General features: G+C 67.5%; 25 protein-coding genes. 6 read left to right on the top strand and 19 right to left on the bottom strand.

What is annotated here, in order from left to right:
* On the top strand, positions 1-990 hold a 990-nt coding region (locus AC08OO_RS14445; RefSeq protein WP_476618654.1), incomplete at its 5' end, for a hypothetical protein.
* A 704-nt stretch (positions 991-1,694) separates the two neighbouring features.
* The gene (locus tag AC08OO_RS14440; protein WP_476618653.1) at positions 1,695-2,138 is read left to right on the top strand and encodes a hypothetical protein; all 444 of its coding nucleotides are present in this window, start codon (positions 1,695-1,697) and stop codon (positions 2,136-2,138) included.
* 64 nt (positions 2,139-2,202) lie between these two features.
* On the opposite strand, the gene AC08OO_RS14435 is transcribed toward AC08OO_RS14440, so the two are convergent.
* The gene (locus AC08OO_RS14435; protein WP_476618652.1) at positions 2,203-2,592 is read right to left on the bottom strand and encodes a hypothetical protein; all 390 of its coding nucleotides are present in this window, start codon (positions 2,590-2,592) and stop codon (positions 2,203-2,205) included.
* 141 nt (positions 2,593-2,733) lie between these two features.
* On the opposite strand from AC08OO_RS14435, the gene AC08OO_RS14430 reads away from it, so the two are divergent.
* Genes AC08OO_RS14430 through AC08OO_RS14420 form a run of 3 tightly spaced genes read left to right on the top strand, consistent with a single transcriptional unit; the run spans position 2,734 to position 4,315 of the window.
* Entirely contained in the window at positions 2,734-3,207 is a 474-nt protein-coding gene (locus AC08OO_RS14430; protein WP_476618651.1) for a hypothetical protein, read from the top strand.
* Positions 3,204-3,761, top strand: a complete 558-nt coding sequence (locus tag AC08OO_RS14425) for a hypothetical protein (RefSeq protein ID WP_476618650.1) — start codon at positions 3,204-3,206, stop codon at positions 3,759-3,761. Before AC08OO_RS14430 ends, AC08OO_RS14425 begins: the two co-directional genes overlap by 4 nt.
* Positions 3,758-4,315: a hypothetical protein gene (locus AC08OO_RS14420; protein ID WP_476618649.1), complete on the top strand. Its 558-nt coding sequence runs from the start codon at positions 3,758-3,760 to the stop codon at positions 4,313-4,315. Before AC08OO_RS14425 ends, AC08OO_RS14420 begins: the two co-directional genes overlap by 4 nt.
* Here AC08OO_RS14420 and AC08OO_RS14415 read toward each other — a convergent pair whose 3' ends face one another.
* The 14 genes from AC08OO_RS14415 to AC08OO_RS14350 form a co-directional block, all read right to left on the bottom strand.
* Positions 4,316-5,137, bottom strand: a complete 822-nt coding sequence (locus tag AC08OO_RS14415) for a hypothetical protein (protein ID WP_476618648.1) — start codon at positions 5,135-5,137, stop codon at positions 4,316-4,318.
* On the bottom strand, positions 5,134-6,192 hold the full coding sequence (locus AC08OO_RS14410) for an N-acetylmuramoyl-L-alanine amidase (protein ID WP_476618647.1): 1,059 nt from the start codon (positions 6,190-6,192) through the stop codon (positions 5,134-5,136). The genes AC08OO_RS14415 and AC08OO_RS14410 overlap by 4 nt, the downstream gene beginning before the upstream one ends.
* 41 nt (positions 6,193-6,233) lie before the next feature.
* Positions 6,234-6,674, bottom strand: a complete 441-nt coding sequence (locus AC08OO_RS14405) for a hypothetical protein (protein WP_476618646.1) — start codon at positions 6,672-6,674, stop codon at positions 6,234-6,236.
* The gene (locus AC08OO_RS14400; protein ID WP_476618645.1) at positions 6,667-6,939 is read right to left on the bottom strand and encodes a hypothetical protein; all 273 of its coding nucleotides are present in this window, start codon (positions 6,937-6,939) and stop codon (positions 6,667-6,669) included. Before AC08OO_RS14400 ends, AC08OO_RS14405 begins: the two co-directional genes overlap by 8 nt.
* Positions 6,940-6,959: 20 nt before the next feature.
* Positions 6,960-7,475: a hypothetical protein gene (locus tag AC08OO_RS14395; protein ID WP_476618644.1), complete on the bottom strand. Its 516-nt coding sequence runs from the start codon at positions 7,473-7,475 to the stop codon at positions 6,960-6,962.
* Positions 7,475-8,011: a hypothetical protein gene (locus tag AC08OO_RS14390; RefSeq protein WP_476618643.1), complete on the bottom strand. Its 537-nt coding sequence runs from the start codon at positions 8,009-8,011 to the stop codon at positions 7,475-7,477. The genes AC08OO_RS14395 and AC08OO_RS14390 overlap by 1 nt, the downstream gene beginning before the upstream one ends.
* Positions 8,011-10,290, bottom strand: coding sequence for a hypothetical protein (locus AC08OO_RS14385; RefSeq protein ID WP_476618642.1), 2,280 nt, complete (start codon positions 10,288-10,290; stop codon positions 8,011-8,013). The genes AC08OO_RS14390 and AC08OO_RS14385 overlap by 1 nt, the downstream gene beginning before the upstream one ends.
* A 263-nt stretch (positions 10,291-10,553) precedes the next feature.
* A complete protein-coding gene (locus tag AC08OO_RS14380; RefSeq protein ID WP_476618641.1) occupies positions 10,554-11,804 on the bottom strand; it encodes a hypothetical protein in 1,251 nt (416 codons plus the stop codon).
* 42 nt (positions 11,805-11,846) lie between these two features.
* Positions 11,847-14,801: a phage tail protein gene (locus AC08OO_RS14375; protein ID WP_476618640.1), complete on the bottom strand. Its 2,955-nt coding sequence runs from the start codon at positions 14,799-14,801 to the stop codon at positions 11,847-11,849.
* 168 nt (positions 14,802-14,969) lie between these two features.
* A complete protein-coding gene (locus AC08OO_RS14370) occupies positions 14,970-15,515 on the bottom strand; it encodes a hypothetical protein (protein WP_476618639.1) in 546 nt (181 codons plus the stop codon).
* The gene (locus tag AC08OO_RS14365) at positions 15,512-15,964 is read right to left on the bottom strand and encodes a phage tail tube protein (RefSeq protein ID WP_476618638.1); all 453 of its coding nucleotides are present in this window, start codon (positions 15,962-15,964) and stop codon (positions 15,512-15,514) included. Before AC08OO_RS14365 ends, AC08OO_RS14370 begins: the two co-directional genes overlap by 4 nt.
* Before the next feature lie 70 nt (positions 15,965-16,034).
* Positions 16,035-16,475 carry a minor capsid protein gene (locus AC08OO_RS14360; protein ID WP_476618637.1) on the bottom strand — a complete coding sequence of 147 codons (441 nt, stop codon included), beginning with the start codon at positions 16,473-16,475 and terminating at the stop codon, positions 16,035-16,037.
* Positions 16,472-16,813, bottom strand: a complete 342-nt coding sequence (locus AC08OO_RS14355; RefSeq protein ID WP_476618636.1) for a hypothetical protein — start codon at positions 16,811-16,813, stop codon at positions 16,472-16,474. The genes AC08OO_RS14360 and AC08OO_RS14355 overlap by 4 nt, the downstream gene beginning before the upstream one ends.
* 13 nt (positions 16,814-16,826) lie before the next feature.
* Positions 16,827-17,165 carry a hypothetical protein gene (locus AC08OO_RS14350; protein ID WP_476618635.1) on the bottom strand — a complete coding sequence of 113 codons (339 nt, stop codon included), beginning with the start codon at positions 17,163-17,165 and terminating at the stop codon, positions 16,827-16,829.
* Positions 17,166-17,276: 111 nt separating this feature from the next.
* On the opposite strand from AC08OO_RS14350, the gene AC08OO_RS14345 reads away from it, so the two are divergent.
* Entirely contained in the window at positions 17,277-17,513 is a 237-nt protein-coding gene (locus AC08OO_RS14345; protein ID WP_476618634.1) for a hypothetical protein, read from the top strand.
* On the opposite strand, the gene AC08OO_RS14340 is transcribed toward AC08OO_RS14345, so the two are convergent.
* The 4 genes from AC08OO_RS14340 to AC08OO_RS14325 form a co-directional block, all read right to left on the bottom strand.
* A complete protein-coding gene (locus tag AC08OO_RS14340; protein ID WP_476618633.1) occupies positions 17,500-18,210 on the bottom strand; it encodes a hypothetical protein in 711 nt (236 codons plus the stop codon). The genes AC08OO_RS14345 and AC08OO_RS14340 overlap by 14 nt on opposite strands.
* Positions 18,211-18,220: 10 nt before the next feature.
* Positions 18,221-21,169: a hypothetical protein gene (locus tag AC08OO_RS14335; protein WP_476618632.1), complete on the bottom strand. Its 2,949-nt coding sequence runs from the start codon at positions 21,167-21,169 to the stop codon at positions 18,221-18,223.
* Between the two features lie 34 nt (positions 21,170-21,203).
* Positions 21,204-21,650 carry a hypothetical protein gene (locus AC08OO_RS14330; protein WP_476618631.1) on the bottom strand — a complete coding sequence of 149 codons (447 nt, stop codon included), beginning with the start codon at positions 21,648-21,650 and terminating at the stop codon, positions 21,204-21,206.
* Positions 21,651-21,800: 150 nt separating this feature from the next.
* The coding region (locus AC08OO_RS14325; protein WP_476618630.1) for an SGNH/GDSL hydrolase family protein at positions 21,801-23,014 on the bottom strand (1,214 nt) is incomplete at its 5' end.

Below are 23,014 nucleotides of genomic sequence, written 5' to 3'. Positions count from 1 at the left end.
GGGATGCGGGAGGTGATGGAGATGGACCCGAGCCGCCGGCTGTTTGCTGGCGGGCTGTCCGCCACGGCGGTGCTCGCGTTTGCGGGCACGGTGGACGAGCAGCTCCAAACGTACCGGCCCAAGATCACAGATGTGGCTGACGCCGAAAGTGCCCTAGCCGACCTTGAGCGCCACCGGACCACGGCGTCCCCTGCCGATCTTTTCCCGCCCGCCTTCGACGCATGGAAGGCCGTGGAGGAGATCCTCGGACGGCGCGTCCATCCCTCCTACATCCCCAAGTTGACCTTGCTAGCCGGGACGTTGGCCGCTGGCCTCTCCACCGTCGCGGCGTTCGCGGGTGACAACCGGACCGCACGTGTTTTCGCTGGCATCGCCGAAGTCCATGCCACCGCAGCCGGAGAGCCCGTGCTCCAGGCCCGGGTAGCGGGGATCCGCTCGTGGCAGGCACTCGACGCCGGCCTGGCGCTCACCGCCGCTGACATCGCTGCGGAAGGCCGCCGCCGCGCCGACCCCGCCGACCGCGCCCGCCTCGCCGGTTACGAAGCCGAGGCCGCCGCCGCCGCCGGCCTATACGACCGCGCAGACGCGGCGCTCGTGGTGATGCGCGACAGCCGGAGTGCCGCCATGGCCGGCCATCCCGCGATCGAGTGGGAAGAGGCCAACGAGGAGCTGTTCACCGGGCTCACCGCATCATCCACCCCAGGCCGGGCCCGTCTCGCCGTAGACGCCGGTACCCGGGCGGTTTCCGCGTTCCGCGGTCCGTGCCAGGGCATGGCGCTCGCGCACCTCGCAGTCGCGTCCGGCCATCTGTTGGCCGACCGCCCCGACCCGGAGGCTGCGGCCCGATCGACTCTCGCCGCGCTGGACGTCGTCGCCGCCGCGCCGAACGCGGAGGTGCACGACCGGGCACGCAGGCTGTCCGCCGAGTTGGTGCCGTGGCAGCGCGAGGGGATGGTGCAGGAGCTGGGCCGCCGGGTCGCCGCAGTCTGAGTCGCGGGCCTGAATTTTCAACGCCGGCCACGCGGGAGCCGGGCTCGGATTCGGGACGTCCGGGCGGTGGATCGGGCAGCAGCCCGGGATGTCCTCGGACTACCAGTCCCGCTGCTGGTGCCTCCGTGCTCGCTCGGCCTCGGCTGCTGCTGACGGAGGCTGGAGCCCGGTGGGTGGCCGAAAACCCGGAGGAGACAGCATGACCGGAACACCCGACGTCGTCTACCTCGCCGTCTCCGGCGAGTACTCCGACTACCACGTCAACGCCGCCTTCGCCGACCAGGCCGACGCCGACCGATACGTCGCCACCCTCGGCGGCAAGGTTGAGCCCTGCCGGCTCAACCTTGCCGACCAGGTCCGCGACGTCGATCATGTCTGTCGGGGCCGCGCCGGGCGCGGCGAGGTGCGGGCGGTGGATCCGGATCCACTCCTCGATGTCTGGGGCGTACCAGACCAGTCCGCAGGACAGGCGGACAGCGGGTGGGAACGCCGCGCTGGTGGAGTCCACGATCTGGCGGACGCGGCGGCCGGAGACGTCGAGGCGCTTCGCGATCTCGGCGACTCCCATGAGGGGAGGGCGGCACTGGTACATGACGCCAGACTACCCGATCGGGATTCCTCTTGCGCCCTTCCTGATCGGGTAGTATCGTGGTGTCACACCACGAGGGGAACAGCTCCTCGGCCCACACCACGGGGAGCCCGCCATGGCCCGCACCATCACCCTCATCTCCGCCGTCGCCGGCGACGACCTGTCCTCCTGGGGGGATGCCGGCGTCGACCTCGCCGAACTGGGCGCGCCCGACGCGCCTATTGACTGGGCGGACCTGCCCGCGGACGCCCAGGGCTGGGTAACCGCGCAGGGTTTCGGCCCGGACAACCCAGACGAGATGATCTGGGTCGCCGATGGCGAGGTGGGGCAGGCCGGCTGGCCGACGTTCGTCACCTCGGTCGCGGTCGGCGGTGCCGTCACCATCGACCAGCTCAAGGCCCTATGGCGTGACGGCGGTCGGATCGACCGTGACGACCAGCCGGCGGTCACCCAGGACGACCTGCGCGCGCTGGCGTCCGGTATCGACACCGACGACGAGGGTCTCCCGGCGGACGAGGACCAGTGGCAGGTCCTCGCGGACCAGCTGAACGTCGGCTGATCCCGGGCATGACGAAAGCGGCCCGCCACCGGCAGGGGTGGCGGGCCGCTGGTGTTTCTGATGGTCAGAGACGGCCCCGGGCCGCATGCCGAGGCAGACGTGCCGTCCCCGCCGTATCAGGATCCCCAATACGCCTGGCCACCCAGCCTTTCACCGCGGCGAGAACCGCGGTCACGACGGGCAGCAGCTCGAGGGGCACGCCGAGCATGGTGACCGGCAGGACGGCGAGGGCCGCCTGTACAGCCGTCCACCCGGTGCGCTCAACAACGTCAACGGGCGGCGCCGCCCCGTCGGCGGTGTTTGCGAACAGGGCGCGCAGGGCGGTGACGGCGGCGGCGACAGGGACCGCCCACCAGGCGGATGCATGGCCGAGCTCGACAACGGCAAGGCCGGCGACGGCGGCGAGGGCGGTTGCGGCGACCCGGATGAGCAGATCCCGCTGATATGCGGACATGCGGCGTACCTCTCTGTAGAGCGGCGACCGTCCGGCGGGACGGTTGCGGGGTGAACGACCCCCAAAAAGTCGATGGATGGTGGACAATTACCCGACTTGCAGGTATTGTCGACTTCGCACCGACAGTTACTGGGGGATGATGTGAGCTGGTACGAGATCAAGCGGGACTGTTGCGGACGAGAAGAGCGGGTCCAGATCTACGGACCCACCCACACCCGGCAAACCCGGGCGAACCGACTAGAAATGGACCCATGCGAGGACTGCGCCCGCCAGCGGCGCATCGCCGCACAGGCGCAGGCGACGGCGGGCGCCGCAGCACAGGCCGAGATAGACGGCCTGCCCACCCTGACCGGCAGCGACCGTCAGGTGGCTTGGGCGCTGGTCCTCCGTGAGAAAACGATCACGAGGATGGTTGCCGAGGTTGTCGAAGCGGGCGCGACTCCGGCGCATCTCGACTGGCTGTACGCCCGCGTCTGCGAGCACACCGACGCGAGGTGGTGGATCGAGCACCGCGCCGGCACCGGCGATCGTGCCGACTGCTGGTCGGGTCTACGCGAGGCGCTCACACCGGCCCAGCACGCCGACTGGGCCGCACTCAACACGAAAGGATCATGATGGGTGAATATGCCAGCAAAACCGATGACGAGCTTCGCCGTTGCATCGTCGACTACGACGTTTGGACGGCGGAGGACGAATTGGGCGACGAATTGTGGGACGAGGTGGACCGGCGTCATCCCCGGCTGGAAATGCTCGCCGAGGTCATCGGCCTCATCGAGGGCGGTGAGCGGCTGGCACACCAACGTGCAGTTGTGGATGCTGAGATCAATAACAGCACCCTTGCGCCCGAAACCCTCGCCATGTACGAGGAGATGGGGATCAAGAGCGAGCCGGTCCCCATACCGGTTTTCGAGCCATCCAAGGCGCTGCGGATCCTGTGGCAGATGCGTGTCACCCAGCGGGGGCGCTGGGTGACACATGGGCATCCCTATGGGAGCCCGGATCTACTCCGCCGAGACCAGGTGGCCCAACTGTGGGGGATCACACCAGAAACAGTGACTGCCTATGTACAGCACGGAATCATCCCGCCGTCGGCAGCGGGATTGTGGCGGCGCGGCGAGGTTGATGCGGCAGCGGAGCGCCACAAGACCGAACAGCCGAAGAGATCATGATGATCGACATCCGTTATGACACCGACCGGGACCAGCACTATGCGGACATGTCCAACGGCGAGATCCGCCGCCACATCCGCGACGGGGGTGACATTCCGAACGCGGAGCTGGAGCACCGCCACCCGATCCTCGCCGCACTCGGCGTAGCCTACCGGACCGCGCTCACCGCTGAGGAAGACGCCCACTATCCGCCAACCCCAGGGCCGGCCGACGGCGAAGAGCCGTGGGAAACGGCACTCCGCATCGGCCGGGAACCGGTGGAGATATACCAGCGCGGTCCGGCGGTCGCAGCACTCGGTGCGCTGCGTGCCCGCTACCGGGACATGTGGGTCCAGGAAGCCGGGCCGTTCGCGCCCGGCGCAGATGACATGCTGACCCGGGCCGAGGTCGCCCAGCTCTGGGACATTGCCCCCGAGACGGTCACCGCCTACGTCACCCGGCAGATCATGCCCATGCCGACCGGTGGCCGCTGGAGGCGCGCCGACGTGATACGCGCCCTCGAGCACCGGCGTCCCACCGGTCGGCCACGACGCGAGACCGACACAAGGGGATGATCAGGCCGCCCGGATGCCGCGGACCACCTCCCATACCCGCATTGCGGCGACGAGTGCGAGGTCCGCGGCATCCGGGCGCGCCGGAACAGGTGTCGGGGTGGGTGCGGGCATCTGGACCGGGACGGGCACGGTGACGTCACCCTGCCGGTCGAGCAGGGTCGCCATGTCGTCCCACGTCAGGTAGGCGCGGCCCGACAGCCCCCAACGGTCCGACCAGGAGTTCGTGATCCATACCCGGCGGCGCTCGACGTCGATCTCGTCCGCCAGGTACTCGTGGCCGCCCGAGACCGGCCCGCGGGGGATGATCCGGCCGTCCTTCGCGGGCTCGAACATCTGCTCCAGCCACACCGTCCCGACCATCACCGGCCCGGCCGTGCTCAGGGCGGTCAGCGCCGCCTGGACGGAGAAAGCGTGCTGGTAGCCGCTGCACAGCCCGGCCGCACACATGGCCTTCGCGACGCTGAGCCCGTCGGAGCCGGTGTCGTCCGGCGGGAAACTGCCGTCGAACGGGTCGATCTGCGTCGCCGCGCTGTACAGCTGAACGGCGTACGCCTCATCGAGCGGCACCCCACCCGCCTCGGTCATCCCCGGACGAACAGTGTTGTCGGTTCCCGCCCAGCCGGTGCCGGTGTTCCCGGTACAACTGCCCAGCTTCGGGCCTTGGTCCAGCACGGGGATGCGCCGCTCCCACCGGCGGGACACCAGCGTCGACGTCGGCTGTCCGGCGACCGCGTACCGGGCCGACCGGGGGTCGTGGCGGACGTGCCGGCCCGTCCGATAGGGGGCGTCCGGGCTTTCCGGAATGCGCTCGTACACGATCATCTGGCGGTGCCTCCGGTAGGGGTGACGGTGAGGGTGAGCCGGCCGAGCTGGGCGGACAGCGAGTCGATCCGGGCGAGCACCGGGCCGAGATCGACCGCTACGGCCCCGCCCGAGATGCGGGACAGTTCCCCGCGGATCCCGTTGAGCGCGTCGGCGGCTTGGCTGGTCCAGGTGACGAGCGCCCCGTCCGCGCCGAGATGCTCCCCGATCCGGGACACCTCGCCCTCGACCGCGGCAAGCCGGGATTCGATGGCGCCGAGCCCTGCTGCGAGCTGGGTGACGCGGCCGAGGGTTTCCCCGGTCATCTCGTAGTCGCGGCGGAGCACGGCTCCGACATGCGGCTGACGTGGGGGGGACGGGTCGTCCCAGACTTTGGCCTGGAGCAGTGCGATGGTGGCCGCGGCGATCCGGTCGGCGTCGGCGTCGGTCAATGGCACGTCGTCCTCCGGCGTGTGGCCCTGCTGGGCAAGGGTGAGAATCGCGGCGCGCTGGGAGCGGCGGAGGGTACCGGGGCAGTCGGGATGGCCGCCCCAAGCGGTGCCGCCCATGCCGTGCCAGCCGAAACCGAGCCCGGCCGGGGTCTCCGCCAATTGATAAGGCCAGCCCCACCAGGTGCGGCCCCACCGGTACAGGCCGGCGAGAGTCGTCTGCTGGGCGCCGGTCAGCGCCTGGTTCGGGTAGCCCTCGGTTTCGAGGCTGTGCCAGGCTCCGTTGCCGCCGGCCTGAGCCCAAGCGGCCCGGCCCGCCGGCACATACTGGACGATCTTGCCGGTCTTGCTGACCCACCAGTGCGAACTCGCCGACACATCGGCCCGGTTGAACCAGCCCCACGGGTTGTTGTTGCCGGCCTGGACGTGCAGGACCAGACCCCGGGAGACGCCGAGCACCCCGCCCATGTCGTGCTCGAGAGGCTGCCGCTCAGCGGCGGGATACCACTGGGCGCCCTCGGGCACCGCCCTCGCCGCGGCGAGCATCGACCGCGGGCCGGTGAGATCAGCCGGGGGTAGGAGCAGGGTCCGCTCAAGGCCGTCCCCCCGCAGATAGCAGCTCAGCATCTACCCGACCCCCCGCATGTTGTAGATGGAGAAGTTCGGGGTCAAGGCGGGCACCCGCGGGCGGCATACGCCGTCTGTGCACGTCGCGCCACTTGCCGGCCGGCGTCCGAGATCTGCGGCGGATCCCCCGGATGCAGACGGAGCAGATCCAGCAGCCCACAATCGGCCTGATCCACCCGGGTGCGGGTCTCCTCCGTCTGGTGCATGGCCCGCTGCGCCTCCCGCCGGGCCAGCTCTGCGCGCGACGAGAACCCGGCGTAGGCGAGGGCTAGGGAGCCGACGGACAGGACCACGCACAGGATCACCGCGATCTGTAGCTGTGTGGGTGACAGGCGGACCCGGGCCAGCCGGTCGGCAACGCCGCCGTCGTCCGCAGGCGCATCGGCCGGCCCTGCGGGTGCCGCCGACACGTCGAGGCGTTCCAGGATCCTGTCGGCCTCGTCCGCATGCGCGGCAGCGTGGTCGTCCACCGGATCAGCCATCGTTGCCCTCCAGCCGTTGCAGTCGTGCCCTTAGGCGATCGATTTCCGTGTCACGCCGGTCCAGCTCCTCGCGGTGCTCGTCAAGCAGCGCCCGGAGCCGGTCGAGATCCTCGGCGCGGCGCCGTTCCGCGGCCTCGGCGCGGGCCCGCTCGTCACGTTCGGCTCGCTCGGCCCGGCGAGCTTTCGCCGCGGCAACCGAACCAGCGAAACCACCGCCAAGCGTCCCCACCAGTCCAATGAGGGCGACGGCGATAGTCGGGTCCACGTGCACCCCCAATACATCATTCAGGAGGCGATACGGAACACGGAGAGCTGCGATCCGCCGTCTGCCACGGATGTGGCGATCGTGCCGCCCGTGTTCTGCCAGGCGGTCAACTCCAGATATTCGCCAACGTTCATGTACGTGATGTAAGTTCCGACATCCAAAAATGTTTCGACTGGGGACGCCGCAGGAGGACCGGAAGCGGCATGCAGCGTCGTTCCGTTTTTTTTGAATTTTCCGAACCGCGCCCCGCCGGAAGCGGCGGTGAACGTCACGAGACCCCCCATCATGTACCAGCCGGCGGTCTGCGCGGTCACCCTGGTATTCGCTACCAGCGTCATATCAACGCTCGGAGAAAGGGTGTTGAAGGTGATGGCAACGTCCGCCGTGGTGCCGAGGAACTGCTGGGATGTCTGCTGCGCCAGGACAAGGCCGCCCGAATTGAATTTCAGGAAATTCAACATCGACGAGATTTCGTTCATTTTGGCGGCGGTCAGCAGCTCGTTTATCCACGTGCGGATCGTGGGGACCGTGGCCATCAGACTCCCAGGTAGATTACGGTCAGGGACGAGCCGCCGTCCGCCACCGACGTTTTGATCGTCGCCCCGCTGCTTTGCCGGATGCGCAGCTCGACATAGTCACCGACGGCGAGCTGCGCGATCCGCGGCCCGACGGGCATGAAAGGCTCGATGCCGCTCATCGCGGCCCGCTGCGTGATGGCCAGCGTGATCGGACTGGCCGAGCCGCCATTCACCATCAACTTCGACGCGCGGAAACCTGTGGTATTAACGGCTAGTGCACCCGTCCCGGCGACCAGATATTTCCCCGCCGTCTTCACTACATACCGTGAGGTGTTCTCCTGGTCGGAATGGCCTCCGTCCCGGTCGACCTCCTCATTTTCCATTGCGATCGGGTAGTCGGAGTCCGAGGGGACGTCGTGGGCTACCGTGTTGGTGAGCTGACAGAAACCGCCATTGCGGTATGATAGAAACCTCAGCATCGTCGAAATCTTGTTGAGTTCGACCGACGTGACGTGGGGTGTTGCCCATGATGGCGGGCTCGGGATCGTCGCCATCAGTACCACCCCGCCTGACATTCCTCCGCGCCGAGCAGAGACAGGTTCCCGCCGGTGTCGAGCTGGGCCATCTGGTGAAGATCGGCCCGCCATGGTGACAGGCCGAGGGTGTAGACCGTGTTCCGCGGGCTGCCGTCCTGCCGGGACTCGATAGATTCGACGAACGCGTCCAAGGTTTGCCATGGGGAAAGCGATGGAAGTCCCTGAACGCTGACTCGATCCCCGACCTCCAGGCCGAGAAGAATTGGCCAGAGCGCCGGTCGCGCCCCAGGCTGGAGCACCAGGGACGCCACGCGCGTTTTGTTGTCCTTGCGGGTCGCGATCCGCCATCTCCCGAGCGCCGCGGCCTCCTCGTCGGAGTCGATAGCGACTTCGATGTCATCGGCGGGTTTCTCGCCGTGGCGGGCGATCGACGTCACATTGGAAGCTACGGTTGTCGCTCCGGACGTCCGTGTCACCCTGATAGAATTCTCAACAAACTGATCGTCTTTTTTCGGGTTGAAATCCCGTGCGGTGATCGCCGTACCATCCGCCGCGCGGAACGTCGTAACCGCAGCAGTGTTCACCCGCGCACGTCTGTTACGCATAACAAGCTTTCCGGCAGCGTCCACGACGACCAGCGCCGAGGCTTGCCTCGCTAAATCCTGGATGAGGGAGAGGGCGGTCGTGGCCTGCCATGAGCGGTCCATCATGGACGACAGGCCTATGTCTATTCGGGTCCACGCCTGCGGCCATCCCGCCAAGTTCGCGACGCCACCGATCCGGTTTCCCTCGGACTCGTCGCTGCCGCCGAACATTCCGACGACACCATGAGCGGCAATCCGGGATTGATCGACAGCCCTTTTCCAGAAGCAGACGTGCGCCACCGGCCGCTTCCAGGCGTACTGCAACGATTTGACGTAAGACTGGTAGTAGCCGCCCACCCATATGCGATCCGGGGTGCCAGCAGTATACGGATTCGAGCTCAGTGACACCGTTTTGGTCTCGTAGTAGGTGCTGAGCGTAAGGCTGCCGTAGGCGCCGCCTGACGGACTCCATGTGAGCGATACCGGTAACGTGTACGGCACCGCCGATGTGGGCGGGAAAATGTAACCGGCATCCGTGATGATCAGAGTGGCTGTCGGTGACCGCACGTAGATACGCGCGTCCGTATACAACTCGATCTGGAAACCGGAGTGATACTCGAAACCACCGGAGTACCGCGCCGACCTGAACAGGATCATCGTCTCGGTGATCGCCGCGGTGGGCATCTGAGCCCAGATTTCCACCGTCCAGCCAGCCGTCGGAGCGATCGTCGGGTTCGCCGCCGGTACGTTGGAGAAATCCAGGACGCTACCCGGCTCCTGGGTGCTCGCCGTCGTCCCCGGATTGAAAGTGAGCCAACTCTGACCGTCGTCGGCGGTTTTCCCCGTGTCCAGGATCGGCGCTGCGTTGTCGCCGCCGAACGTGCTACCCGACGCGCCGTATTTGGAGGTGACGAGTGTCGCAATACCGCTGTCCCCTGCGATGCTGCCCGCGCCGACCGCCCCTCTCGCCTCGTCGAGGCGGAAGTAGGCGTCGGGTTTATCGAGCATGATCTCGGCAGGCAGGGGCGGTAGGATCGGTCGCCCGAACCAGGCGAACGCGTCCGTTGCCTGGACCTGTACCTCGGACCAGCGGCCAGACGAGTGAATCGACTGCTCCCACGTCTCCGTGGTACCGGTCCACTCCGGGTAGAGCACCCCGCTGACCTGGCGGAGGATGACGAGCCGTCGACCGGAGTCGATATTGCCGAGGTAGGGCGCCGGTGCAGTGGTGCTGTCCAGGGTGAGGTAGCCATCGGCGTTCTTCAGAGTCACCGTGCAGGTCGATGCTTGGACCTGCCCGAGCTCATCATTCCGCCCGCGGCGCCACGACACGTTCCGGACCCGGCCGGGGCCGAGCAGGGTGCCGAGGTGGTCGCAGGCGAACGTGTCCATCAGATGCGTCTCACCGACGCCGCAGCCGTTGATGGCCACGTCGACGCGGAGCCGGCTGACCCCCGCGGGCGCCAAGCCGACGACGGCGAGGGGCCGCCACTGGCCGAGCACCTGCGGCGCCGTCGACGTTGCTGCCGACAGGGTCGCCGATGCCGCACTCTGGAAGCTGATCGTTATCTGCCCGGTGCGCGCGATGCTGTCGGGGCTGATATAGATCAGCGCGAGGTACCAACGGTCCGCGGTGACCGAGCCGACCGCGGACTGCCAGTACACGGCAGCCGTGCCAGTCGAGGTGGATCGGGTGAGCCGGCGGGACTGCACGCCGGCATGCACAGGTGTGGTGGCGACCGCATACGTCGTCTGGGCGTTCGCTGGCTGCCACGTCGTTGCGGCCTCGAACGTCGCGTCGGAGCCGACAGCGAGCGGGCAGTCGAGTGGGTCACGATCGAACGAGACGAAACACAGCAGCTCGACAGGGGTGCCGTTGGACGGGGTGCCGATGAGCGCGGGGTCTACCGGCGCATCCTCGCCGTCCCCGATGCCGTAGGTGCCGAGACCGTAGGTGCCGAGACCGTAGGCGCCCATCAGTTCGGAGCCACGGTGGTCGCCGTGCCGGCCGGGCTGGTGTAGACCAGCGCCCCGGAGGACACGGACAGGGTTCCGGCGGTGGTGCCCACCGGCCCGATCCGCAGTGTGACCGCCCGGTCGTTGTACCAGCGGTACGGGCTGGTGGTGCTCCCCGAGAGGCTGCCGGTGGTCTGCGTCGTGGAGACGTCCCACAGCCACACGTGGGCGGTGGTGAGGTCCCCAGCCCCGTAGACAATTGGCCATGCCGGGGTGGTGACGGTGCAGGACCGTTGTTTCAGTCCGTGGACGGCCAGGCGGGTGCCGTTCTCAAGTTTGAACAGGCCGATCAGGCTAGGAATGTTCGCCGAGATCAGGAAGCAGCCGACCACGGTAACATTCGTGCATGTGATCGTCGTCGTGTTGCCGTACAGGCCGATCAAACCGTTGTAGTTGTTGATCGGCTCGACGCCTTCAAGGTGAAGCCCGGCGAACGTCAGATTTTCACAAGAGGACAGGACCAGGGAGGAGTCCTGATGCTGAGAATGTTCAATGTTGATGACCGACAGGACGCTGTCGCTCATGTTCTGGAGGCGGATACCGCCGACCGCAAGGTTCCGCGACCCGGACGGATTGTTGTGCGTGTAAATGTTGGCGAAATAGCTGCCGGTGCTCGTGTTGGTGATCGCCACCAGGTCGATCGCCCACCCGGTATAACCAATAATCTCAATGTCTTGCACGGTGCACGACGCCATATACGTGCTCCCACGGCCCTTCGCCAGGCCGATACCCGTATAGGCATTGGAGATGTGCAGCCGCTCCAGCCGCGCGATGAAAGCGAGATGAAGTTCGACCGCGACCGCGTTAGTGTTCGAGCTGGACTGCGCCGCCAAGTAGGTCAGCCGCAGATCCGTGACAGCATTCCCACCGGTCGCCACCCGCAGGATCGGCATGTTGCTCGCCGTCTGAGTGATGACGGTGGACCGGTCGGAGTCCCCGGCCAGTTTCACATCCGGCGGCACGTCTAGGTAGGTGCTGATGCTGTGGTTGCCGGAGCCGAGCCGGACCAGCCCGCCCCCCGCCGCGCTCGCGGCGTTGAGGGCGGCTTGGATGGTCGCCGCCCGGTCTCCCGACGCCCACGGCACCCTGTACAGCGCCGTCCCCGACTCCAGGTCGTTGACGGCGCCGTACAGGGTCTGAAGCCGGGCGTTGGCCTGTGCGCCCCACACGTCCCCGGCCGCGAGGGGGATAGCCGAGTAGGTCCAGGACACGGGACGCCTCCGAGCGGATCGTGCAGGGGGATGGCGGGTAGGTCAGGCGACGAGACCGGTCGAGCCGCCGTTGCGGCCCGCATACCGGTTGATCTCGTTGCGGATCGGGACGGCGATTTCCCGGGCTAGGCGGGCGATGCCCGAGCTGTCCGCGTAGACCGGGCCGGAGAACATCACCTGGACCGCCTGACCGGCCGCGCCCGCGGCAGCCGCCGCGGTGGTCGGGGTGGGGTTCGCGACGGCGCCGACGATCGCGTTCATTGCCGGTGCAACCCCGGACAGGTAGGAGGCGACCTGCGGCCAGCGGGCCTGAAGGCCAGCCTTGAGGCTGTCCATGATCGCGTTACCGGCGGGGATGAGGAGGCGCCGGTCGTATTCGATCGGACCCTTGAGGCGGGTGATTGCCTTCCCCATGCCGCCGACCAAGCCTTTGACCGTCTCCCAGCCCGCCTTGATGCCCTTGTACAGGCCTTCCATGATCTTCTTGCCGGCGTCGATCAGCCACTCGCTCGCCTTCGCGAACAGGCCGGTGATCTTCGCACCGAGGCCGGCGAACCAGCCAACGATCTCTCCGACCGACTTGCCAACCGTGCCCACCAGTGCCGACAGGGCACCGACGAGGATCTGGATCGCGCCGACGACGACGATGATCGCTACGTTGAGGATGTTACGCATAGTCGCCGAGAGGTTCACGATCATCTGGACCAGCGGCAGGATGATCGGCATCAGCGCAACGACGATCTGAGCCACGAGCTGCGCCAGCGCCGGGATCAGCGGCAGCAGAGCCAGCACCGTCTCCAGGAATGCCGGGATCAGCGGCAGCAGAGCCGGGAGGAGCTGCACCACCGCGCCGATCACCGCGGTCAGCGCCGGCTGCGTCTGCTGGAGAGCCGTCACCAGCCCGGCAGCAAGCTGTTGACCCGCCTGCACGAGCACCGGCAGCAGCGGCTGGAGCCCCGCGAGGAGCTGTGCGATCAACTGGCCGGCGATCTCCGCCAACGGGCCGACCAGCGACAGCGCCGCCGCGACGAACTGGCCGAGTGGCGGTAGCAGGGGCGTCAGCGCGGTCAGGATCTGCCCGAACGCCTTGCCGACCGACAGCAGCACAGGCGCCAGCGCCTTCATCAGGTCAGCGAGGACACCCCCGAACGTGGCGGCGAACTGGCCGATGGGCCTGGCGATCTCCTCGAACGCCGGACCCATCAGGGAGACCGCGCCGAGGAGTTTCAAAATGGGCCCGAGCGGTCCCGTCGCGAACAGCATCAGTACGGGCATGAGCTGGGAGAACAGTGGTGTCATCTGCTCGATCGACGGCAACAGCCCCTCAAGAATCTTGAAAACTTCAGAGAGGGCGTTACCTAGCGCACCCGAGAAAGCTTTACCAAGCTCTTGGATGATGTGAATGACGGCTTGGTTCTGCGTGAACTTGAGGAACGCCTGAGACAGGGCTGTCAACGTGTTGAGGATGCCTCCGCCGGACACCTGGAAAGCACCGAGAATATTACCGATGCCTGCGCCAACATTCCCAAGGATTCCCCCCAACTGCTTCAGGCTGTCGACTGCCCCCCGAATGATCTCCGTCAGGCGGCCGGACGCATTTGCCTGCTCCGCCCACTGCCGAAACTTGTCCGTGATCCCGCCAACACCTCCTGAGATCTCGGCCAGCACTGGAGACGCGGCAGCGCCGATCGAAAAGAAGCCGCGGAGAACGTTGACGAGCGCATCTCCAAAGTTTTTCGTGGCCACGGAATTGTTCTGCATCATCGTCTGGAGCTCGCCACGGAAACCCGGGCCCGAGAAAAGCTTTCCGGCACGCTCGGCAACGCTAGATATACTGTCAGCCGTCGACCGAATCCCGGCCTTGAAGACGTCAAAGTTGGTCATGACATCTTTCAGCGCGGACGTCATTCCTGGGAAAACGTGGCTCGCTGCTTCCTTGAGCTGGTCGAACTGGGGTGCGAACCCCATCAGCGTCGTCACGAACTGCCGCGCGAGCGGAGTAAGTTTCGCCAGCGCATCCGCGTAGGCATCCGTACCGCCCGCTGCTGCCGCGGTGGACTGCTCCCGGACCTGCTGGAGGCTGTACTCGGCCCGCTCCACCCCACGCAGCGCGTCACGGATCTGCCGCTGGCCCTCAATCTGCGTGTCGACCACGTTCTGCGCGGCGTCGTTCGCCCGCTGCTGGGCGTCGATGACCTCGTCCTGGCCGTCGACACCCTTCGCGGTCATGTCCGCGAGCTCGACCTTGTTCTTGGTGATTTCCTCGCGGGTGTCGCTCAGGGCATTTTTTGCCCTCTCGTAGGCGAGGGTTGCTCTTTCCTGGTCGTCCGCGGTCGACGTCGAATCGCCCTGGACGCGCCGCAGTTCCCGCTCGGCATCGCGCACGGCCAGCGCCGCATCCCGTTCGTCGAGCGAACCCCGCTCAACTTCCCGGCGGAGATCCTTCAAACGCTGGAGGGCGTCCTGCCGCGCCCGGTTCAACGCCTTCTGTGCGTCAACCGCGTCGCGCTGCGCGGAAATGTTCCGCCGCTCGGAATTCTCGTAGGAATCAGCCAGCCGCTCGCGCGCATCCCCGAGGCTCTGCTCGGCTTCTTTGATGGCGTGGGCGCGCTGTTTCGCCGCGGCGGCCGTGTCTCCGCCGCCACCTTCACCACCACCGCCGCCGCCTTGGCGCTGCTTCAGCCCGGCGGAGATCGCCGAGCCGACCCCGGCAAACGCCAGCTTGAGCGTGCCGAACGCCTGCGCGAGGCCGAGAATGGCGGGGATCGCGACCGCGGCGGCGGGGGCGATCGAGCCGAGGACCGCGCCGACACCAGCGATGACGTGCAGCCCGGACGCGGCAACACCGAGATAGCTAATGGCATTGCCGAAACCCGCGGTGAACGAGGTGAACAGCGCCCCGGCGCTGGTCAAACCGCGAGTGAACCGCGCGGTGTCCAAGTCCAATGTCGCGTAGAGCCGGCCGACATTGAGGCCACCACTGGCTGCACCGGCCACAGGGAGCCTCCCAGGGCAGGCATGAGCAGGTGATCTACATGCGGGCGGTCAGCGCGCGGGTCTCGGAGCCCGAGGCGAGGCGGGGGGCGTGGCGAATCACCTGCCGGTAGACGGCCTCGGCGGACAGACCGCCGAGGTAACGGCAGAACTCACGCCAGGTCAGGCGGGCTACCTGCGCCTGCGAGAGGCCGTACTCCCGCGCGAAGTCCGCGACGACGAACGGCCAGAATCGGATCCACGGGGGCGGGTCGCGGCGCGGCGCTCCGCCCGGTTCGTAGGGCGCGCCTGCGAGTCGGCGACCTTCTCCGCGGCCTCTGCGAACGTCAGCGGCCGGCCCTCAGCGTTCGCGAGCGCCCAGGCACAGACGACCGGGAACTGGCCGCGGGTCATCCCGTTCGCGATCCACAGGGACAGGACGTCCTCACCGAAGATCAGATCGATGACGCGGTCGAGGTCGCGGTTCGCGAGCTGCCCGCCGTTCCGCTGGATGATGACCTCGACCTCAAGCGGGAGATCGGACGGGACTTCGACTTCGACGCCGCAGATCCGAGCGTGGCGGATCTCCACCCGTGTGCCGTGCTCGGCCCAGTAGGCATCAAAGTCCTCGTACTCGCCCGGCCCGTCGCCCTGCTCGCCGTCCGCGTCGTCGGGGTCGTAGATCTCGTCGGGGTCGACCTTGAAGTCCCGCGGATCGACGTCCTCGCGGCGGGTCACGGGGCGGACGCCGTCATGCTCGGGCCGGTCCGGGTCGCGGTGACCGACCAACTCGTCATGTCGTTGTTGCCCCCGCCTTGCTCACCCATGGAGAAGATCGCGTCCCACATGCGCCACTGGGAGTCCATGGGGTGGCGGAACCTCACCCGGCCGGCGGAGTCCTCGGCCAGCGAGTCGGCGATGACCTCGCAGCGGGCCTGGCCGGCGTCCTGAACGCCGGTGATGTTGTCCTTGTAGAGCCGGCCCTCGCCCTTCAAGCTTTTGCCCCGCTGCATTTTGCGGGACTCGGCGTCACCCGCCGAGTCGTAAGTCGTGGTGTCCGTAACCTCCTCCCCTTCGGCGGGGTTGTAGGTCCACTGCGTGACGCCCTTGATGGGGAGCCATGTCGTGCCGTCCGCCGCGCGGACCTGCACGATCAGATACCGCGCGGGGATCTGCGTCGCGACCATGAGTGCTCCTGGAAACGTAAAAGCCCCACCGGATGGCCCGGCGGGGCTTGATGAACGGGTTGAGGCTCGGTCAGTCGGGGCGGTGCTCGGTCAGCGCCTGGACCTCGCAGTCCACCGTCACAACCCACTGCCAGCGCCCGGATTCGTCCGGTGCCGACGCGGTCGGACCGGAGTTGAGGCAGACAGCGAGCGCCAGCCAGATGTCGCCATCCAGTTGCACGCCGGACAGGCCGTGCAGCGCGCTGTAGATCCGCTGGGCGAGTTGCTGGGCGCCGAACGGCGAGCGGTCGCCGCGGACCCGGACCTGAAGGGCCGGGCTGTCCCAGCCGAGCAGGCTGTCGGAGGGCTGCCCGTCGGCGGTGAGTACCGCCACGGCCACATCCGGGCCGGAGGGGAGCTGCTCGATGTAGATGCCGACGACGCCGTCCGGGTAGGGCTCGCCATCGGGCTGGTAGGCGAGGCCGGGGACATGCTCGCCGAGCCAGACGGCGAGCCCCTCGGCCAGGCTCAAGACCGGACGACGTCGAGGACGCCGAGGACGACCGAGGTGGCCGAGGACAGGTCGACGTACACCCCGCCGTCGGCCTGCTGGTAGGCGCTCGCCCGGGTGTCGATGATCCGACTCGCGGTGGTGGCGACGGTGACGGTCCGGTCGGGGACGGTGAGCCCGTCCACCGTGGCGTTAACGCGGATGGTGACGGTCAGGGAGCTGCCGCCTCCGTTGCGGACCGCGAGGACCCGGCTGTTCGACCACGGGTAGGTGTGGCCGTTCGTCGCATCCCCGGACGTCGGGAACGGGTCGACACCGGTCGACGCGAGCTGAATGGGGGTGATGGCGGTTCGCGCCACGGCGCGACTCCTCTCACTGGAGTTGGATCTCGAGGTGGGATGGGACGGGCAGTCCGCCGCCGTCCCGCGGCATGGACGCAAGGACCCGGGTGTGGGCGATGAAAGGGGAGCCGTCGCGGCGGGTGACGGTGACCATCGATTCGGCCGGGCAGACGGTGCCGAGGGGCAACCAGACGGTGGCGTTGGCGGTGACCCGGCGGGATTCGCGGTCGACGGTCAGGGAGCGGCGGACCTCGGCGAAGCAGCGCACGGCCGGGCCGGGTGGGCCGAGGATCGGGCCGTGGGAGCCCGCACCCTGGTACGGCTCGATGACCGCCAGGAAGCGCAGGAGCATGCCGGGGATGCCGGCCACAGCGCCTCCGGGAGGTAAGACCCAGGTCACTGGGATGTGGCGTGGGGAAGCCGGCTGGGCCGCACATACAACGCCCGCGAGGGCGCTACAACGGCCTGGGATGATGGGCGGGTGCACTGGGAGACGAAGACCCTGGCCGGCTGGGTCCACCGGTGCCGGCCGCCGATGGTCCGCGCGCTCACCCCGTCCGGCTGGGCACCGGAGCTGCCCGCCGGGCAGGTCTGGTACTGCGGATGCGGCCAGCCCTACGGCGTGCAGGCAGGCGGATGGGTGGTGCTCGGCCCGGACGAGCCGGTGACCCTGCTCGGTGCCGTCCCGGTGCAGCCCGGCGCGGTCAGCCGTAGATGATGGGGAACCCGAGGTAGAGCGGCTGACCCGCCGTCGACACGGCGTTCATCAACACGTCGGCGACGGCCGGCGCGGCCCGTTCCCACGCCGACCCGGTGCCCCCGCCACCGGAACCGCGGCTGATGCTGACCGAGCCGATACTCATCGACGGGTAGACCGTGCTCAGCCCGAGCTCGTCGCCGGTTTCGGCCTGCCAGCGGACCTGCTCGCAGGCCGCCTCGGCGAACGCGGCGGCGATCTGCGGGTCCGCGGGTAGGTCGGCGTCGTCGACGTCGTAGATCGCAGTCAGCAGGAGCCGGTCGAGGAAGCGGCTCGCGCGGGCTAGTTTCCGGATGATGTCCGCGGGCGGATCCTGGCCGGTGACCTGCCTATAGTCCGCGGCGGTCGCGTACACCGGGGCATACGGGGAGATGTCCAGCTGTGAGCCTTGGACGTCCCACTCAACCTCGTACTGGTCATCCGGGTCGACTGTGACCCAGCGGGCCGAGTGCGGGCCGACCGCCGTGTTTGTGTAGACGAACTGGTAGATCCCGGTCGTGGTGTGGGTGAACGTCGCCGGATTCGGGGTGATCTGCGATCCGTCAGGCCGCCTGATCGTCAGCGTGATGCTGGCCGGGTCGAGCAGGGTTCCCGACGTGTCCTTGGCCTGAGCTTCCAGCAAAGTCGCCTCGGCTAGGTAGTACAGCTCGGCTACCATCAGTCGCCTCCTACTGGACGTTTCCGGTAAGGGCACCGACCCGGCCGGTGACAGCGGTGAGCTGCCCCCGGTCACCGGTCCACGGGCCGCGGATCGTGAACTGGCGTGCCGCCTCCGCCTCGGATGCGGCCAGCACGCCCCGACGTTTCACCCGGCCGGGCGGCTGCGCCACGCCGGCATCCTGGGCGGAGCCGATAAAAACGACGTGGGACGGCCGGATCTCCCGCGCCTCGCCGACCCCTTCGGCGCCGACGGTCCGAGGCCAGCTGTCCCCGAACCCGTCAGGGAACGGATCGGAAAAGCCGACTATCCGGCGTTTCACCCAGCCGGGGTCGATGGCAGCGCAGGACTCCCCGGCTCCCCCGAAAGACCGGATCTTGACCCGGCCGACAATTCCGGCAGTGCCGGTTTCAGCGACGGCTACAACAAAGCGGACCTTGGCGCTTCCGGCTGGCCAGGCATCCGCGGCTTCGGCAGCTGAGGTGACGTCCAGTCGTTTCGCCGAGTCGACCGTCTGTGCCGCTCCGAGGCCGGACGCCGAGCCAACCGTGCGGGTTTTGCGTGCCGCGATCGGCTGGGCCTGCTCGACAGCTTCACCGGCCGTAGATGTCAACGCCTTCGCCGTGCCGGCCGGCCGGGTGGTGTTCTGCTCTACCGCAGTGCCCGCGGGCAGTGTTTTGACCGCGCCGACCGTGCGGGCCGTAGCCTGCCCATCCGAAGGGGTGAGGGTGCGAGCTTTGCCCCTGCCTGCCGTCTGCCCGGCATCCGCCCCAGCGGCGACCCCGACCGTGCGTGTCTTCCGCCGGCCGATGGGCTGAGCGGTTTCGGTCTCGTCGGCCGGCGTGGTCGGTCGGATCTTCCGGCCGACCACGGGCAGCGCACTGCCCGTCTCACCTGCCCCGCCTGACTGCGGCCAGCCGGGTGTGAACTCGGGCAGGAACGGGTCGTTGTAGCCGACCGGCGCCGCTTTCCGCCGGCCGACCGGCCGGGCAGTATCGGTCTCGTCTGTGCTGTCGAGGGCAACGAACTGCCCTATGCGGACCGTCTGGGCATCTTCAAAGCCGAACGCTACCTCGAGTGCCCGTGTCTTCCGCCTGCCGACAGGATGCGCGGTTTCGATGCTGGTGGCGACGTCGAGCGAAGCCGCGATCCCGGCGCCGAGCTGCTGCGCCGCATCCGTCTCCGCGGCGATGCCGGCGGGGAGAGTCTTCCGCCTGCCGACAGGCTGTACGCCGCCTGTTTCAGCGGCCACCGCGACCGGGTGGGACTTTCGCACCCCGACCGGCTGGGCGCCGCCGGTTTCGGTTGCGAGACTGAGCGTCCGCCGTTTCGAGGTAGAGACCGGCCGGGCGGTTTCCACCTCGGCCGCCACACCGAGGACACGAGCTTTCACCGCGCCGACCGGCAGTGCCGCGCCGGTCTCAGCGGCGACTCCGACGGGCTTTGCCTTCGCTTCGCCGATCGGCCGGGCAGTGCCCGTTTCGGCGGCGGGAGGCAGTGTTCCGCCGATGCTCACACCGAGCTGCTGCGCCGCAGCCTGCTCGGATACGACCCCGACTGGAAGACTCTTCCGCCGTCCGGACGGTTGTGCCGCAGCCTGCCCCACGGCGAAGTCGATCGACTTTGCCTTCGCCTTACCGACCGGCTGGGCGCTGCCGGCATCTGCGGCGACCCCGAGCGGGCGGGCGTGGATCCGCCCGAGCTGCTGCGCCGCATCCGTCTCGCCGGCAACTCCGGCTGTCCGACCCTTGACCCGCCCGGCGGGCTGAGCCCCATCGGTTTCGAGTGCTGCACGGAACGTGGAGGCGATCGCCTGGACGTTGCCGGTTTCGGCGGCGACCCCGACCGTGCGGGACTTTCGCGCCGCAACGGCCTGCGCCGTCGCCGTCTCCAGGCCGAGTGGGGAAGCCTTGGCTTTGACCCGGCTGGCCGGCTGGGCGCCGCCGGTTTCGGCCGCCACCCCGACGGCTGCAACGTGGGAGGCGGTAACCGGCCGGGCCTGCTCGGTCCCGGACGCGAACGGAAACGCCTTGGCCTTGCGTCGGCCGACCGGCTGCGCCGAGTCCGGCTCCGCGGGGATGCCGAGCGCCTGAATCTTCCGACGCCCGACCGTTTGCCCGGTGTCTGCTTCGGAGGCGACCGCGGCCGGGATGATGTGCGACGGGCGAACCGTCTGCCCGGCATCCGCCCCAGCTGTGACCCCGACCGTGCGTGTTTTCCGCCGGCCGATGGGCTGAGCGGTTTCGGTCGCCGAGACCGTTACAACCGAAACCGTCTGGACCGGCCGGATCGACCAGACGATCCCGCCAGCCTCGGCAGACGCGCCAGAAACCGTGAACGTTTTGCTGCTTATTGCCTGCGCGGAGGTGGTAACCGCATAGTCGAGCATCGCCGACATGCCGTCGGCGCCCAGCGAGGCATCCGAAAACTCGAAGGCCTCGGCCCATGTCAGTGAATCACCGGTGAGTGTCGACGCCGACGTCATCGTGTCGTCGCGGACCGCGTACACGACGACCAGCGATCCGGGAACCACCGTGGTGATACCCGAAATCGGGCCCACCGTGGTGTCCGATGATCCCGAGGAGGTGCCCGAGCCGAGTACATCCGTGACGGAGGAAAGCGCCGCACCGCGAAACGCGATGATCTGCGAAAAATGGTTGTCGTTGCCGCCACCCGAGTTCGGGGTGTAGGCGACGGTCGGCGCTGAATCCCCAGTCTGGTAGGAGCGGGCGTACAGCGTCAGCCGTGCATATCCGCTACCGCTATTCCGGTAGGGGGCGATCTGCGTCCACCCGGACGGGGTGCTTGGTGTCGCCGGGCCGCCTGCCCCGGACCAGGACACCACCCCGTCGGCGAGAACCAGCAAATCCCCGGCTGCCAGGCCGGATGGCAGGGCCGGAGTGGTGCCGCCCGCTGTGGCCCGGGAGGACGTGCCAGCACCAACGTAGGTGATCGCCACCGCGGGGCCCTCCGGTTGAGGTCAGAGGATGTGGTCAGGCGGCAGACGATGCGCGGAAGAAGTCGGTAATTGTTGCTGTCACATCTGAACCGTCTGGGGTGATCACGAAGTCGTGCTTGGTCAGCGGAATGATCGACGAATCGGTGCCGCCCGTAGTATCCGGGTCATAGCAGATCACCAACGCGGAAATCGCGTTCCCAGTAGCCGCAGTCCACGTCTGATCGGCAATGTCAATGTTCCACCTGTCATTCGCGTTGTCCACGGCGCTCGTCACCGAGGTGACAGTCTTCCGGCCCATGGTCGTCTGCTCGTTGCTGGCACCGGCCAGCAGGGCGGCTAGGTCGGCGTAGTCCCGCATAGTCGCGTCCGAAACGATGCCTGTCGTCTCGATCGGCACGATGATGAGGGCGTCATTCGCGGCAGGGAGGGAGGCGTAGTACGACACCCAACCGAGCGCCACATTGAAAACGATATTTGCCATTTAATCCTACTCCGATCCTGTTTGCGGGCATAAAAAAAGCCCGCGCGAGGCGGGCGGGGGTGGTCGGCTAGCTAGGTGGGCCGGTAGTGTCGGCTCTCAGCCGGGCGTGACATGGGCGATTGCAGCAGGACCGGCAGGGATAGGCATCTCCTATGCAATGCTGATGTTGTATTTACTGCCCAGATACAACATCAATGCCTGTATTTCTCTCTGGGGAAGCGCTCGGTCATAGACCATGATCTCAGAAATCTCGCCATCCAGAAAGTTGCCGGTTCCAGAGGAGTTCGACCCAAGTCGAAATCCGGGGAGGGCGGCGTTGCTCCCCGTCCCAGTTGATCCCGTCACCGTAGCCGTCCGAGAGTTCACATAGATACTGCTGTTCGGGCTCGCGCCGTTGTAGACACAGGCGGCAGCGAAGTAGGTGGTGCCTACGAAGCTGGCGACGAGCTCTGTGCTCGCCCCCGCGCCGATAGCGATTCCACCACCCCCAGAGGACGCCGCCGTACAGTAGACCCCAGACCGGCCTGTCCAGAGGTTCCCCGAGTTACCAGAGACCTCTTTGGCCACAATGATGACGGTCTTTGGAACGACCCGTTTCGCCGACCAGTCACCTGTATCAAGAGCGTGGGACAAAGTCGAGGTGAACACCACTGCGGGTAGACTGTTGACCCTATTCGTCCGGTAGACCGGACGCTGTCCACTCGTCGCCTGCGCGAGCGGCGCCTGCTCCAGCCCGGCAGTCGGAGCCCAGGATGCCACGGCGGTGTTATCAGCCTGAGCCAATGCGCCCGCATCCCACCAGCCGAGCAGGCCGGAAATCAACCGTGGCGAAAATGTGACAGTCGGGGCGACGGTGGATGCCGGAGCGACGAACGCGGACCATAGTAGACGGGCCATCATGCGGTGGCCACGGTCTGTCTGGTGTAGATAGTCGGCGGTGTCGATAGGCGTAGACGCCTGATCGAGCGCCTGCGAGGTCGGATACGGCGCGGAGATGTCGATATACTCGACACAGTCAGAGTTAGCGGCGGCAACTGCGGATAGCGCCGCTTGGTATTGACTGTAGGGGTAGGCCGGGGCATTGACGTCCAGGCGCTTGTAGGTTCCCAGTAGAAGGATGCTGGGTGTGGGGGTTACCGTCGCCTTGATCTGGCTTACAAACGCTTGGAGGTTTGCCTGATAGTTGAACGGCTCCAGCCCGGACCCATAGTCATTGCTCTGGAGCATGACACAGACTAGGGGCACCGCGAGCTGCTGGAGGCGCTGGTAGAAACTAGCTGGGGCCGCCGCCCACTCTACAGTCCTCGTCCCGGATTTCCCACTGTTAAAGATACGTATTCCGGTCGACTCGTCCCCATTGCGGA

The organism is Frankia sp. CeCAU1 (assembly GCF_977971845.1).
The sequence above is the reverse complement of the archived record's forward strand: the minus strand, read 5'-3'. Positions and strand labels throughout refer to the sequence as shown.

Coding starts and splice junctions, on each gene's coding strand:
- AC08OO_RS14440 (WP_476618653.1), top strand. CDS start 1,695: ATGGCCCGCACCATCACCCTCATCTCCGCCGTCGCCGGCGACGACCTG.
- AC08OO_RS14435 (WP_476618652.1), bottom strand. CDS start 2,592: ATGTCCGCATATCAGCGGGATCTGCTCATCCGGGTCGCCGCAACCGCC.
- AC08OO_RS14425 (WP_476618650.1), top strand. CDS start 3,204: ATGATGGGTGAATATGCCAGCAAAACCGATGACGAGCTTCGCCGTTGC.
- AC08OO_RS14420 (WP_476618649.1), top strand. CDS start 3,758: ATGATGATCGACATCCGTTATGACACCGACCGGGACCAGCACTATGCG.
- AC08OO_RS14415 (WP_476618648.1), bottom strand. CDS start 5,137: ATGATCGTGTACGAGCGCATTCCGGAAAGCCCGGACGCCCCCTATCGG.
- AC08OO_RS14410 (WP_476618647.1), bottom strand. CDS start 6,192: ATGCTGAGCTGCTATCTGCGGGGGGACGGCCTTGAGCGGACCCTGCTC.
- AC08OO_RS14405 (WP_476618646.1), bottom strand. CDS start 6,674: ATGGCTGATCCGGTGGACGACCACGCTGCCGCGCATGCGGACGAGGCC.
- AC08OO_RS14395 (WP_476618644.1), bottom strand. CDS start 7,475: ATGGCCACGGTCCCCACGATCCGCACGTGGATAAACGAGCTGCTGACC.
- AC08OO_RS14390 (WP_476618643.1), bottom strand. CDS start 8,011: ATGGCGACGATCCCGAGCCCGCCATCATGGGCAACACCCCACGTCACG.
- AC08OO_RS14365 (WP_476618638.1), bottom strand. CDS start 15,964: ATGGTCGCGACGCAGATCCCCGCGCGGTATCTGATCGTGCAGGTCCGC.
- AC08OO_RS14340 (WP_476618633.1), bottom strand. CDS start 18,210: ATGGTAGCCGAGCTGTACTACCTAGCCGAGGCGACTTTGCTGGAAGCT.
- AC08OO_RS14330 (WP_476618631.1), bottom strand. CDS start 21,650: ATGGCAAATATCGTTTTCAATGTGGCGCTCGGTTGGGTGTCGTACTAC.